Source organism: Clostridium sp. C8, assembly GCF_001010885.1.
GTDB lineage: Bacteria > Bacillota > Clostridia > Clostridiales > Clostridiaceae > Clostridium > Clostridium sartagoforme.
The window spans coordinates 194207-209471 of the sequence record NZ_LBMX01000012.1 but is presented as its reverse complement, the minus strand read 5'-3'; the positions used below and the strand labels follow the sequence as shown (position 1 = coordinate 209471).

12 protein-coding genes are annotated in these 15265 nt (G+C 28.7%); 2 read left to right on the top strand and 10 right to left on the bottom strand.

All coding sequences use genetic code 11. From position 1 onward, the window contains the following. Positions 1–141: 141 nt before the first annotated feature. From abc-f to AAT22_RS02600, 6 genes are all read right to left on the bottom strand, one after another. The gene (gene abc-f / locus AAT22_RS02620) at positions 142–2028 is read right to left on the bottom strand and encodes a ribosomal protection-like ABC-F family protein (RefSeq protein WP_047000158.1); all 1887 of its coding nucleotides are present in this window, start codon (positions 2026–2028) and stop codon (positions 142–144) included. Between the two features lie 277 nt (positions 2029–2305). Beyond that, positions 2306–2452 carry a hypothetical protein gene (locus AAT22_RS19235; protein WP_172654997.1) on the bottom strand — a complete coding sequence of 49 codons (147 nt, stop codon included), beginning with the start codon at positions 2450–2452 and terminating at the stop codon, positions 2306–2308. A gap of 215 nt (positions 2453–2667) precedes the next feature. Next, on the bottom strand, positions 2668–3021 hold the full coding sequence (locus AAT22_RS02615; RefSeq protein ID WP_047000157.1) for a DUF1667 domain-containing protein: 354 nt from the start codon (positions 3019–3021) through the stop codon (positions 2668–2670). Positions 3022–3023: 2 nt separating this feature from the next. Then, on the bottom strand, positions 3024–4277 hold the full coding sequence (locus AAT22_RS02610) for an FAD-dependent oxidoreductase (protein WP_047000156.1): 1254 nt from the start codon (positions 4275–4277) through the stop codon (positions 3024–3026). Positions 4278–4288: 11 nt separating this feature from the next. Beyond that, positions 4289–5716, bottom strand: a complete 1428-nt coding sequence (locus AAT22_RS02605; RefSeq protein ID WP_047000155.1) for an NAD(P)/FAD-dependent oxidoreductase — start codon at positions 5714–5716, stop codon at positions 4289–4291. Between the two features lie 324 nt (positions 5717–6040). After that, the gene (locus tag AAT22_RS02600) at positions 6041–6859 is read right to left on the bottom strand and encodes an N-acetylmuramoyl-L-alanine amidase (protein WP_047000154.1); all 819 of its coding nucleotides are present in this window, start codon (positions 6857–6859) and stop codon (positions 6041–6043) included. A 189-nt stretch (positions 6860–7048) separates the two neighbouring features. On the opposite strand from AAT22_RS02600, the gene AAT22_RS02595 reads away from it, so the two are divergent. Next, positions 7049–7471: a GNAT family N-acetyltransferase gene (locus AAT22_RS02595; RefSeq protein ID WP_016205698.1), complete on the top strand. Its 423-nt coding sequence runs from the start codon at positions 7049–7051 to the stop codon at positions 7469–7471. Positions 7472–7538: 67 nt separating this feature from the next. On the opposite strand, the gene gltS is transcribed toward AAT22_RS02595, so the two are convergent. Further along, the gene (gene gltS, locus AAT22_RS02590; RefSeq protein WP_047000153.1) at positions 7539–8735 is read right to left on the bottom strand and encodes a sodium/glutamate symporter; all 1197 of its coding nucleotides are present in this window, start codon (positions 8733–8735) and stop codon (positions 7539–7541) included. A 304-nt stretch (positions 8736–9039) separates the two neighbouring features. Between gltS and AAT22_RS18510 the strand changes: the two genes are divergently transcribed. Continuing rightward, positions 9040–9480, top strand: coding sequence for a hypothetical protein (locus AAT22_RS18510; RefSeq protein WP_156174274.1), 441 nt, complete (start codon positions 9040–9042; stop codon positions 9478–9480). 143 nt (positions 9481–9623) lie between these two features. Here the strand turns inward: AAT22_RS18510 and AAT22_RS02580 are convergent, their stop codons facing one another. The 3 genes from AAT22_RS02580 to AAT22_RS02570 form a co-directional block, all read right to left on the bottom strand. Then, positions 9624–11363 (bottom strand): ammonium transporter, encoded by a 1740-nt coding sequence (locus tag AAT22_RS02580; protein WP_047000152.1) that lies wholly within the window; start codon positions 11361–11363, stop codon positions 9624–9626. A 168-nt stretch (positions 11364–11531) separates the two neighbouring features. Then, entirely contained in the window at positions 11532–14252 is a 2721-nt protein-coding gene (locus tag AAT22_RS02575; RefSeq protein ID WP_047000151.1) for an ABC transporter ATP-binding protein/permease, read from the bottom strand. Positions 14253–14354: 102 nt separating this feature from the next. Further along, positions 14355–15209 (bottom strand): MerR family transcriptional regulator, encoded by an 855-nt coding sequence (locus AAT22_RS02570; RefSeq protein ID WP_047000150.1) that lies wholly within the window; start codon positions 15207–15209, stop codon positions 14355–14357. Positions 15210–15265 lie beyond the last annotated feature (56 nt).

Here is a 15265-nt window from a genome sequence, read left to right as displayed (position 1 = left end):
TCTTCTACTTAAACTTTTTTCGTAAATATATCTAAAAAAAACTCTAGTATTATTATTAATTCTTAATAATCTTTTATACTAGAGTTTTTTGTTTATTTTTGATTTTGAAAAAACATAATATAATGAAGTAAATAATATTTTTTAATTGTTATTAAAATACTCTTCCATTAATATTTCAAGTTCTTTTTCAAAATTTATTTTTTTATTGTATAATTCATTTAACTTCTCATAGTCATCACAAAACTTATTTATTTCATCTTCTATGGTTTTTAAATCTTCTTCTAATTGTTCTATATCCTTTTCTAATTTATCTACTTTCCACTTATTATTAGATTTCTTTTCAAATATAAAAGATTTTTCTTCTTTAACTTTACTTGCTTTAGTATCTATAGTAACATTTATAGCTTTTGCCTGCACTACTTTTTCTTTATAGTATTCATAGTTACCATTATAAGAAATAAGAGAACCTCTTGATAATTCAACTACTCTACTAGCTATACTATTTATGAAATATCTATCATGAGATATAAATAAAAGTGTCCCGTTAAACTCTTTTAAGAACTCTTCTAATTCTTCTCTTGAATCAATATCTAAATGATTTGTTGGCTCATCTAAAATCAATAAATTTAATTCATTGTGCATTAACATAGCTAATTTAAGCTTACTTCTTTCTCCTCCAGAAAGGCTTCCAACCCTTTTAAAAACATCTTCGCCAAAGAACATATATTTTGCTAAATACTCTCTTGCTTTTCCTTCACTTATAACTATGTCATTCCTAAAGGCTTCTAATATAGTTTGCTCTTCATCATCAAATATTATATTTTGTGGAAGATAACCTAATTTTATAGAACTTCCTAAAGCTGCTATGCCACTGTCTGCATTATCTGCTCCAAGTAAAATTTTAATCATTGTTGATTTTCCACAACCATTTTGACCTATTAAAGCTACAGCTTCTTTATTTCTTATAAGTAGTTGTGCTTTATTTAAAAGAACCTTTTCTTCGTATCTCTTACATAGATCCTTTATTACTATGACTTCATTTCCTGACCTATCTGCATTTTTTACATTAATATTAATTCTTTCCTTTTCTAAAATAGGTTTCTCTATTCTTTCAATTTTATTAAGCAACTTTTGCATACTGGCTGCTCTTTTAAAGAACTTTTCATTATCTCCTCTAGCTCCCCAATCTCTTAACTGAGATATAGACTTTTCAATAGCCTTAATCTTTTTTTGTTGTTCTAAAAATTCATTCATTTGAAGTTGTAGCTGTATTTCTTTTTCCTTTACAAACTCAGTATAATTACCAAAATAAGTTTTTGACTTCATATCTTCTATTTCAATTATTTTAGTTACTACATTATCTAAGAAATACCTGTCATGAGATACTATTATTACTATACCTTTATACTGCTTAAGATAATCTTCAAGCCATTCCATCGAATCTAAATCCAAATGATTTGATGGTTCATCTAGCAATAATATATCCGGATTTTGAAGTAGTATTTTTCCTAATATAATAGTAGTTTTTTCTCCTCCACTTAAGTTGCAAAATAGCTTTTCCTTAAATTTATTATTTATCTTAAGCCCAGTGCATACCTTGCTTAACTTTTCTTCTTTTTCATAGCCACCTAAACTTTCATAAGCAGATTGAAGATTTGAATATTTATTTAAAATTTTTCCAATATCACATTCACTAGACTTTGAAAGTTGCTTTTCCATATTTCTTAATTCTTGAGCCATTTTATCAATATCCTTAAATGCTGAATTTAATACATCAATTACTTTAAACTCTTTTGGATAAACTGGCATTTGTTCAAGATATCCTAATGTGGCTCCTTTTTTTATAGATAAATTTCCTTTTTCGTATTCTTCAATGCCCATAATTATTTTTAAAAGAGTACTTTTACCGCTACCATTTCCACCTACGATGCCTACTTTCTCAGAAGTTTGAACATCAAAGGTTATATCCTCTAAGACCATAGTTGCACCATAATATTTTTGTAATTTATTTAAAGATAATTCTATCATTTTTAATTCCTCCAAAATTTTTCTCTGCTTTATTTTAAATTTTTATTAAAATTCTTAGATAAATAAAATAAGCCCCATTTAATAACTTATTTCTAATTTAAAATAAGTTATTTAAAAGGCTTATGAGAGAAATTGCGTATAAAAAGGACTCAAAGCATAAAACCTTGAGTCCTAAAAATCTTTACTTAATAGAATTATAAATTTATATATAGCTAAAATTTGTCTTAAATATAATCAAGCTTAAATATAATAAATTTATTAACTGTAAGATATAGAATCATGGATTTATACAATAGTCAGCATTTATTCTAAAAATGGACGCACTTCTCCCGTCAAAGCCTAAAATTGCACTTTTTTGTACTGAGCTGCTATATTTCCATTGTTTATTTAAAACAAACTTAGAATTACTAACTATATTAGCCATGATCTACCCTCCTTTTGTTATAATTAAATTTATTATATACTACATAGCTGTTATTTACAATATTTTTCAATTATAAATTTTCACTCTTTCATTTTTTAACTAATTCTACTTAATTCAATGTTTTAATTCCATATTACTAACAAATTATTTTATATTCATAATTCATCAAAGATGAATTATCCCCTCAACTTTTTCACTTTTAACTCTTAACTTCTTCACCTCTCTTCCATGTTTCTACTAGCAATAACATCTACTCCAGTTCCAAGTATATTTTTAACAATAATATCTCCCATTTTTACTGGAGCCTTTACTGTTATTTCATTTAATACTTCAACACATTTAAAGTTTAAATCTTTTGGTATTGCACTTTTTGTTTTCACAGGTAAAACTGCATGGCTTCCACCCTGAATTTTCACTGTTGTAGTTACTACTCTTACAGGATTTGTTACTTCATTTATTCCATATATCTCGCCTCTTTTACAGCTATTGCCTGTTACAGTTTGTTTTTCTGTATCTACTTTCAAATGACATCCCATAGGACAACTTATGCATATTAATTCTTTAACCACAATTATTCACCATCCTCTAAAGATATAACTATATTTCCTTCGATTTCTTCTAACAGTTTCTTATTTAAAATTATTTTTTCCATTTCAGAAGGTGCTAAATGCTTTCTTTTAAAACTAGCTATTACCTTATCTTTATTTTTTACTGTAATAACCTTATCTTTGTAAATATTATTAACCCTCATAAATATTGTTAATTTATCCTGTACAGCTTCAACTGATACCTTCTGAGGAACGGTATAATTAATATTTTTCCCATTTAGAATATCAATATCTTCGCTTCTAACTAAATTATCTTTTACATATTTAGCTGCTGATAATCCAGCATGTTTGGCTTCTCCTGTTACAAAATCAACTAAATCATGAACATGAACAACGTTTCCACAAGCAAAAATTCCTTCTATTGAAGTTTCCATACTTTCATTAACTATAAGTCCATTAGTTCTCTTGTCTCCATTTAATCCAACTTTATTTGATAATTCATTTTCTGGTATTAACCCTACTGATAACAATAAAGTATCACATTCAAATTCAATTTCTGTTCCTTTTATAGGTTTTCTATTTTCATCAACCTTACATATAACAACCTTTTCTAATCTTTTATCTCCAACTATATTTACAACTGTATGAGAAAGATAAAGTGGTATATCATAATCATTTAAACATTGCACTATATTTCTATTAAGTCCATTTGAATATGGCATAAGCTCAACTACAGCTTTAACCTTAGCTCCTTCTAAAGTCATTCTTCTTGCCATTATAAGACCTATATCACCAGATCCTAAAATAACAACTTCCTTTCCTGGCATATATCCTTCAATATTCATATATCTTTGTGCTGTCCCAGCATTAAATATTCCTGATGGCCTATCTCCAGGGATATTAATTGCTCCTCTTGTTCTTTCTCTACATCCCATAGCTAGAATTATTGATTTTGCATTTATCTCCATATATCCATTATCTGAATTTATTGCATGTATTGTTTTATCTTTTTCAATATCTAGTACCATAGTATTTAACATCACTTCAATTTTAGTTTCTTTAATTAAATTAATGAATCTTTGAGCGTATTCTGGGCCTGTTAGCTCTTCTTTAAATGTATGAAGACCAAACCCATTATGAATACATTGATTCAATATTCCTCCAAGTTCCATATCTCTTTCTATAATCAAAATACTACTAACTCCATTATTATAGGCTTCATAAGCTGCAGCTAAACCTGCTGGGCCTCCTCCAACTACTACTAAATCATATCTCATAATTAATCCCCCTACTTTGTTTTTTCCACTAAAATATAAGAATTTTCTTTTTCTTGATAAACTTCCTTAAAGTCTTTCTTCTTTTCTCGTGCTATAATTTCTAAGACCTTTGGACCACAAAATCCACCTTGGCATCTTCCCATTCCTGGTCTACATCTTCTTTTTACTCCATCTAATGTTATATCTCCAAAAGACCTAGATATGGCATCAACTATTTCTCCTTCAGTTATCACTTCACATCTACAAATTACATTCCCATAAGAAGGATTTTTCTTTATAAGTTCTTGTTTTTCATCCTTAGATAAATCCATAAAATAAAGTTGCTTCCTATTTCCATTAAAAGTTTTATTTTTTTCTTTAGTCAATCCTATAGATTGAAGAATTTCTATTGTCTCTAGTGCAATTGCTGGAGCTGAAGATAAACCCGGAGATTTCATACCCGCTACATCAATAAATCCTTTTACATCCTTTGCTTCTTCTATTATAAAATCATTTGTATCAGGTATTGCTCTAAGCCCTGCAAAATTTCTAATACTTTCTCTAAAGTTAATATTTTCTGTTGTTTTTTTAGTAGTTTCTCTCACATATTCAAGTCCTGTATTAGTTGTTCCAACATCATCTTTATCTTCAAGATTTTCTGCATCTGGACCTACAATAAGATTTCCATGAACTGTAGGTGTTACTAAAATTCCTTTACCAAGAGTTGATGGGCATTGAAAAATTGTATGGCTAAATAAATTACCTTGAGACTTATCCATAACAAAATATTGTCCTCTTCTAGGAGTTATTTTAAAGCTTTCATTACAAATTAAATTGTGAACCTTATCAGCATAAACACCTGCTGCATTAATTATAAATTTTGCTTCTATTATTTCATTTTTACTAGTTGTAATCTTAAAATTCTTATCCTTCTCTATTTTTATTACTTCTGAATCTAATATTATCTCTCCCCCATTTGAAACTCCATTTTCAGCTAAGGCGATTGTATATTCCATAACACCAACTATTCCGCCTGTTGGTGCATATAATGCCTTAAGAACCTTATCTGATATATTTGGCTCCTTATCTAAAATTTCTTCTTTTTCAAGTATTCTTAAATTTTTAACTCCAATTTTTGTTCCATTTTCATATAAATTATTTATAGATTTAACTTCTTCTTCATTAAAAGCAAGCACTAAAGATCCATTTCTTTTAAAAGGAACATCTAGTTCTTTACAAATGTCTTCAAACATTTCATTCCCTTTAACATTAAGTTTTGCCATTAAAGTTCCTTCCTTTGGATCGTATCCAGCATGGACTATTGCAGAATTGGCTTTTGATGTTCCCATAGAAACATCATTTTCCTTTTCAATTATAGCTACTTTTACATTATATTTTGTTAATTCCCTGAAAATAGATGTTCCAATTACCCCAGCACCAATTATTACTACATCATACATATTTTTTACCTCCCATAATTTCATAAAGAATAAAAAAAGCCAAGACAAAATAAAGGTATTACCCTTATTTTGTGCTTGACTCTTATTCTCTAATCGCACTTTATTTTGAAAACAAACTATTTTAGCTATAAGCTTATATAAACTAAAACAAGTTGCTTCGAACTTCTATTATTAAATTCTTTTATATTTGTCTTCATTATACCATATTTCTATATAAAAAAATAGAGTATTCATGTAATTATAAATATTTAATTATTTAAGTTTATAAAAAGAGTAGATAAATTTATAAACTTATCTACTCTTCCATTTTAACCTTTCATTATATTATGCTAGTATTAAATCTTTTAAATACACCCAACTTGTTATTTCTTTTAATAATGCTTTATTATCTACTATTTGGCTAACTGTGTATGTTCCTTGCTTAACCCAATCTGGTATTACTTCCCCTGTTGCATAATTATTTCCTATAACTTTTACTTTAGATCCTACTACTATATTTGAAACTGGATATATTTTAACGCCACTACTATTAAATACACTATACCCAGGATTTGCATCTGCACAATCTTTTGCATTTTGCAAGTTACTAAATGCTCCTATTTGTGATGCTGCATCTTCCCATGTTTTTCTAACCCTATATAATTCAGTTGTTGGTGGGTTTAATATATCTAGTTCATCTTGAATCATATTTAAGAACCTTTGCCATCCCATATCTAATGTTCTATGAGGGCAATATTTCCCACTGAAATCTTGATGTTTTCTAATTTGAGCTATACCCCATCCATATTGTTTTAATAGTGCTGCAACTTCCTTTGCTGCTCTTTTTTCAGCATTTATAAATTTAGTTCCACCTGATTTTGAATAACAAATTTCAACAGATATATAATTTCTGTTTCCATCTCCAGTTGAGCCATCTCCTGCATGCCAAGCATTACGATTAAAAGGTATTCCTTGAATAGCTTCCACATCATCTATTGCAATGTGGAAAGATACACTGTTAGTATTTGATTGCATATAAGATATTTCATTTGATGCAGTTGCATCATTTGCAGTGTTATGAATGCATATCCCCTTTGGTGTCATAGAATATGGACACTTTATACTGTATTTGTCTGATGATATAAGTCTTTGTACTAAAGCCATTTTAAATCCTCTCCTTTTTAATTTAATTTTTATTTTTGAAGCTAGCTTCCTACATCTATTACATATGCACTTTAAAAAATTTTTTAAAAATTTCCTTAAATTATTTTGTAAGTATTTTTTAACTTAATAGATATAGACTTTATGCTATAATATAAATTAATTTTATAGATTAAAATGAGGTGTTTATTTATGAGCTTGAGAGTTCAAGATAATTGTTTAAATGTAAATTGGAATGATGTAGTTAAAATATTAAAAACTGTTGGTATGTCTTATTCTGATAATGAGACTCACAGAATTTCCTTTGAAAACAGTCATACTGTTATATTTGTTTTTGATAATGATACTTTAATAGGATTTGGAAGAGCTATTTCAGATGGTATTAGACAAGCAGCTATTTATGACTTAGCAATAATTCCAGAATACCAAGGTAAGGGAGTTGGAAGATTAATTTTAAATAATATAACTAAAAGACTTCCTAACTGTAACTTCATTTTATATGCTGCAAAAGGGAAGGAGCCTTTCTATGAAAAATTGGGATTCGGGCATTTAAAAACAGGTATGGGATTGTTTATTGATATGGAAAGAATGAGAAATAAAGGATTAATAGAATAATATAAAAAAGTTCCAATACAAAACTACTTTTGTATTGGAACTTTTTAATGAATATAATTTTTATTTATTATCCAAATATATTTATAAATAAAGTAATTACAGCCGAATTTATGAAATCAATGAATAAACCACCTACAATTGGTACTACAAAATATGGGGTTTCACTAAATCCATATTTATCAGTTAATGCATCCATATTAGCTATTGCATTTGCTGTTGAACCCATTCCGAATCCACAAGCAGCTGATGCAAAAACTGCTGCATCATAATTTCTTCCCATAATCCTAAACATAATTATATAAGCAAAAACTCCCATAAGTATTGTTTGAGAAACAAGCATAACTATCATTGGAATTGCTAAATCAAATAACTCCCACAGCTTTAATCCCATTAATGCCAATGAAAGATAAAAAGAAAGACTAATTCCTCCTATAGTTTCTATTTCCTTATCTTCAAGTTCAACTTTCTTAAAATCTAGTATATTTTTTATAACTGCTGCTACAAGCATTGCTCCTATGTATGATGGGAACGTTAAGCCTAGACTTTGAATATATTTAGTTATAATTGAACCTATTCCCATTGCTATAAATATCCATGATGATGCCTTCATAATTCTATTATATGATAGAACTGCAGTTTCATCATGATGAAAGTCACTTAAAGGAATATCTTTATCATGATATTCTTTAGAAGTTTTTATTTTATTTTTTTCTATTAAAGTTTTTGCGATAAATCCACCTAAAATACTACCCATTACTAATCCAAATGTTGCTGATGCAAAAGATACCGTAGTAGCGCCACTAACACCAAGATTCTCTAAAAGCGGTCCAAAAGAACCTGATGTTCCATGTCCCCCAACTAAGGGAATCGACCCTGTAGCTAAACCTAATAATGGATTAATATTAAATATTGATGCTAATGAAACACCAACTATATCTTGCAAAATTACAAGTATTACTGACAGTGTCAGAAAAATTGCTACTTTTACTCCTCCATTTTTTAATACTCTAAGACTAGCTGTATATCCTATGCTTGTAAAAAACGCAGTCATAAAAACATTTTGTAATGTAGTGTCTAAACTTATTGATGCTACATTTGTTAACCTTAAAATAAGAGCAATTATCGAAAAAATCATACCTCCAATTACTGCAGACGGTATACAATATTTTTCTAGAAATCTTATTTTTTTTCGCAAGTATCCTCCAAAGTAAAATACAACTGTTGCTAATGCCATTGTTTGAAATATATCTAGTTTAAATTCCATGTATTCACTCACCTCTCTAATATATAAGTCTTATATATTTGTTTTTCTTAAGTTAAACTATATTTAATGAAATGAAATCGTATAAAAAAATAATATAAAATAAAAAAGAGATGCTAAAACATCCCAAATTGGTATAAGGTTCCATTACATACTATCTCTTAACTAATATAAAAAAGATAGAATTAAATATAGTACATCATATTATAAATTAAAATAAATTACTTTTCAATAAAAATTACTCATTTCTATTATGTAATTTATTCAACTCTGTAACACTTTTGATATAATTAACATATTATAGACTATGTGTATTATAAAAATAAATCTTAGTGGAGATGAATTTGCTATGACATGTAATTCAAATAATAGATTCTATAATGATTACACTGATTATGATAATGAATATTATGATGATAATAATTATAATAAGAAAAATAATCATGAAAATGATTATTATGATAGATGTTGTAAAGAACAAGAAAGCAATAAGCATGATAGATGCTGCAAAAATAATGATGACTATGATAAACACGATTGCAAACACCATGATAAATGTTGCAAAAAACAAGAAAATAATCACGAAAATAAATGTAATGGCAAGAAGCCTGCTTCTTGCTATATATGCTGTATATGTTGTAAAAAAGTTCATGATGATAAGTGCGACAAGAAATCTAATAAGTATGACTATGAAGATTACTTTAATTGGTGTAAATACAATCACGAAAACTCTAGAGAATGCAAATAAATTAGTTATTTTATAACTATGTAATTAAAAATTTATAGACTGTATTTAAATTACTTTATTATAAAATAATTTAGATACAGTCTTTTTACTCTTATATTATCTATATATTTTTATTTAAATTATATAATTTTTTTAAGATGTCACTATTCTTCATCTTGTAATGCATCATATCCATGTTCATTAGTACGAATTTTAATTACGTCTTCTACATCATATATAAATATCTTTCCATCACCAATATTACCTGTATAAAGTACCTTTTTAACTGTGTCAACTAAAGTTTCAATTGGAATCTTACATATTACAACATCTACTTTAACTTTAGGAAGTAATCTTGTGTCCATAGGGATTCCCCTAAAGAAGGTAGGATTTCCCTTTTGCATACCGTGTCCAAGAACATTTGTAACTGTAAGACCAGTTACTCCAAGATTTCCAAGAGCATCTTGTAATGCAGATAATTTGTTTTGGTTTGTTATTATAGTAACCTTTGTCATCTTATCACCTGAATGTTCTTTATGAACTACAGGAACTGCGACATTTGCTGGAACAGTATCTTTAGAATTATCTGTAACCTCTATATTTATATCTTCAATACTATTTATATATCCATTTCCACTTGCAACTAAAGCAAAATCTGGATAAGCTATATTTCCATGTTCACCAATATCAAGACCAGCTATTTCTTCTTCAGCAGATACACGAATTCCTATTGTCTTTTTTATTAAATACCAAACAAGTAGAGATGAAGCAAATACGAAGGCACCTACAGCAACTATTCCTATAATTTGAGCCCATAACAACTGGAATCCACCACCATAAAATAAACCATTTTGAGTAGATAGGCTTGTAATTCCTTCCTTTGCAAATAGACCAACACAGATTGTCCCAAAAACACCACAAGCTAGATGGACTGCTGTTGCCCCAACAGGATCATCAACCTTTATCTTATCAAAAAACATTACTGCATATACAACTAATATTCCTGCAATAGCTCCAATTAATAAAGAAGCTTCAATACTAACATAGGCACAACTTCCTGTAATTCCTACTAAACCTGCAAGACATCCATTGATAGTCATTCCTAAATCAGGCTTTCCTATTATAATCCAAGCAGTGGCAGTAGATGTTAATATAGCTGCAATAGCTGCAGTATTAGTTGTCATTAATATATGCATTACATCATCTGGATTTTGAAAGCTCATAGTAGAGCCTGGATTAAATCCAAACCAACCAAGCCAAAGTATAAATAAACCTATAACTGCTAAAGACATATTATGACCTGGAATTGCTTTTATCTTACCATCCTTGCTGTATTTTCCAATACGAGGTCCAAGGATTAATGCACCAGCAAGTGCTGCCCAACCGCCAACTGAATGAACTACAGTATCGCCAGCAAAATCCATAAATCCAATATTTGCAAGCCAACCGCCGCCCCATATCCAGTGACCTACTATTGGATAGATAATAAGAGTTAATACAAACGAGAAAATAATAAATGATAAATATTTTACACGTTCTGCTACAGCACCAGAAACTATAGTTGCTGCAGTTCCACAGAAAACTAATTGAAAGAAAAATTTGCCCCAAAAGGGAACATTTGATGTTAATGTGTCATTATAGAAAGATAAGTCCGCATTTCCTAAAATAAACAAATTTTCTGTTCCTATAAATGGATTATCTCCCCCAAACATTATCCCCCAACCAAGCAGCATAAACCCTAAGGATGAAACTGCAAATACTATAAAGTTTTTTGATAGAATATTAACTGTATTCTTTGATCTTGCAAAACCTGCCTCAACTGATGCAAAACCAAGATTCATAAAGAAAACTAAAATAGCTGCAAGAAATACCCAAACGGTGTCAATTATCATTGTAGAATTCATAATAAATACCCCCTTTATAAAATAAAAAAAGAGAGCAAAGACTTTCTTAATAGAACGTCTTTGCTCTCTCTTTTTTTAATGTTCTAATGATATCACACCAAATATTTGCTGTCAATATTTGAAAATCTATATTTTTAATATTTTTTCTAAATATTTTCCCCTTTAAATTTACTCTGTTCTTAATGCAGTTACCGGATCTTTTTTAGCTGCTTTTTTCGCAGGAATCAAGCCTCCAATTAATGTTAAAATCACACTTAAACCAATTAATATGAAAGCACTACTTACCGGTAATCTGGCATTTATTGTTGTAGTATCAGTTAATGAGTGAATCACTATATTTGTAGGTATTAAAAGCAATAATGTAACAGCAATACCTATCAAACCAGAAAATAACCCGATAATAAATGTTTCTGCATTAAACACTTGACTAATATTACCTTTTGAAGCACCTATTGCACGTAATATACCAATTTCTTTTGTTCTTTCAAGTACTGAAATATAAGTAATAATCCCAATCATTATTGAAGAAACAACTAATGATACTCCAACAAATGCAATCAATACATAAGAAATAACATCTATTATTGTTGTGATTGAAGACATTAATAAAGCAACATAATCAGTATAAGTAATTTTATTTTCTTCTGAAGCACTAGCATTGTATTCTTCTATACATCTTGAAATTTCTTCCTTTGCCTCAAAACTATCCGCATAAATATTAATTGAAGTAGGTGCATCTAAACTAACAACTCCAAATGCACTTAAATTATCATCATAATTACCTGTAGATATATATTCATCATATATCTTAATTAATGTTTCATCACCAGCGCTAGCTAAATATTGATCAAACATACTAGCTAATTCATTTTCCCCCATAGCCATCATTTGTCCTAACATCATATTTTCAGATTTCATAATGGACATAGCTAAGCTTGCTTTATCAGATATACCTAATTGTTCAACATAAGTTTTAGCATCTTTAACTTTTGTTGAATCATCAGCTGGTGTAAATGTCATTCCATTTAATACATTAACTTCTTTATTATCTAATTGTGATTTCACAACAACACTTTCATTTGCGTAATTAATAAGATAATCAGTAAGTAACCTTGTGTATCCTAATGTAGAATTAATGGATAAATTAGCATCTTCCTTTTGACGAATAACTCCGCTAATTTGAAGTTTAACTGCACTATCTAATAATTCTTCAAGTTGTGCCTCATCCTCAATCAAATCAAATGTGCCATAATGATTCTTTACATATTTATCACTAGCAGGAATTAAGTAAAATTCTTGTTTTGCTATATCCTCATAAGTCCATTGTCTTGTTTCTAAACTAACCTCTTTACCCTCCTCCATATCTTTCATTACCTTTTTATATTCAGAAGCAGGCAATATTCCTAATTCATATAAAGTTTTTGAAGAAATTTCATTATTTTTATTAAGGGCCAATACAACTTCATTATATTTTGTTGGCCATTCACCATATAAAATATCATAACTATCTTTTAAAGCATCGCTAATAACCTTATCACCAGTACCAGGCATCAATTCAGAAAAATTAGAATTTGATCTATTTCCTCCCATAACTGATGGCATTCCGCTAGAGTTACCTCCCATAGCTGGTGGCATTGCCATAGAATTAGAATCTTCAAAAGAACTTCCATCTGTATTAATAAATTTATTTTCACTATCATAAGTAAATGCATCAAATTTCACATCATAAGAATAGACAATACCATTTTCACCAATAAATTGATGAATTTCACTATTTTCATCATCTAAATATTTCTTAAATTGTGTTAGATTGTTTTCACTAATACTTGTTGTCATACTTGATGTCATTTCCAATTCAGTATTATTAGAATAAATTGCATCTAATTCATGATTAACATCTTGATCTTTATTACCAGAATTTTCTCTACCACTTTCAATTATTCCACTTAAATCAAAAGCTTGTGATTCAATGGCAATTGGATAAGAAGTCATTGTATCTTTTTGAATATCTTCTATATAGGTATTTACACCTGTGGATAAAGATAAGATTAATGCTATACCAATAATCCCTATAGATCCTGCAAATGCAGTTAAAAATGTTCTGGCTTTTTTAGTACGAAGATTATTGAAACTTAATGATAAGGCTGTAAGAAATGACATGGAAGATTTACCCATATTCTTATGTTCTATTACTTCTTTCTCTTCTTCGATAATAAAAGGATCAGTATCCTCTAATATAACCCCATCCTTTACCCTTACAATTCTAGTTGCATATTCTTGAGCTAATTCTGGATTATGAGTAACCATAACAACCAGTCTCTCTTTAGCTACTTCTTTTAATAATTCCATAACCTGCATACTAGTATCACTATCTAAGGCTCCTGTTGGCTCATCAGCAAGTAGAATATCAGGGTTATTAACTAAGGCACGAGCAATGGCAACACGTTGCATTTGGCCACCTGACATTTGATTGGGTTTTTTGTGAATTTGATCACCTAAACCTACTTCTTCTAATGCCTTAATTGCTTTTTTTCTTCTTTCACTCTTAGATATACCTGAAATTGTTAGAGCTAATTCTACATTTGATAATATTGTTTGATGAGGAATTAGGTTATAGCTTTGAAATACGAATCCTATTGTATGATTTCTATATGAATCCCAATCTCTATCAGTATACTTCTTCGTAGAAATATCATTGATAATTAAATCTCCAGAATCATAATTATCTAACCCACCAATAATATTTAATAATGTTGTCTTTCCAGAACCACTAGGTCCTAAAATAGCAACAAATTCATTATTTCTTAAATTCAAACTAACATCATTTAAAGCATTTTGTACCAAATCGCCAGTTATATATTGTTTTTTAATATTTTTAATTTGTAGCATCTTAAAACTCCTTTCCTTTTGTATAAAGATTATTTTACCATACTTTAATAAATTTAAAATTAAATATATAATATTTTCCAATAACTTTTGAATTGTTTTTTCTTAATTAATAGAATTATGAGTTTTCATTATTGGAACTTGCATTTTATATTTCATGTATTTATTTTGTTTTTTATTGTACGGTGTAAATAGAATAACTTCACAAAGATATTCTCCTGCTATCTCATAGCCTTCTTTCTTAATTTCGGAGTATATTTTCTTTGCATATTCATATTCTTGTGAAGTATCATCTGCATAAATTGTCATATACATATTTTCTGGTAAAATACGTTGAGATTTACTTACAGGATAATCATCATCTATAAATATAAACACTTTATTTGATTTTAGTATTTGTTTTGTAAAATCATCCTTTTCAATAAGTGTTCCTGCATTAAAGAAATATGAAAGTGGTAATCCATTTTTAATCATATAGCTTTTAAATTCTCTTAGCATTTCCTCATATCCTGAATATCCCTTTTCAAAAAAATCAATATCTGAAGTAAAAGTGTCTATCCTTCTTTCAGGTAAATACTCATATATTATCTTTCCTATAGGAGGAATAGAATTTAGGCGACTTAGATTTGATGTGAATCTCCTTATTGTATATAAACTTCTTGTAAGCTGTTTAATTTCCTTGCTTAATTTTTTCTCTTGCTCAATAAGAGATTTGTGAAGATCTTCTTGAGATGCTTGAGTTAGCTGTTTGTGAATTTGTTCTAATGTCATTCCACATATTTTCATAGTATGAATTAAGTCTAATTCATCACTTTGGGCTATATGATAATAGCGATAACCATTCTGTGGGTCTTGATATTCTGGCTTTAGCAATCCTTTTCTATCATAAAGTCGTAGTGTTTGAGTTGATACATGGTTTAATTTTGCCATTTGTCCTATTGTTAAATAATTCTCACTCATATATGTACCCCTACCTTATACTATAGTATAGTCTTTCCACTTTAATATACTTATAT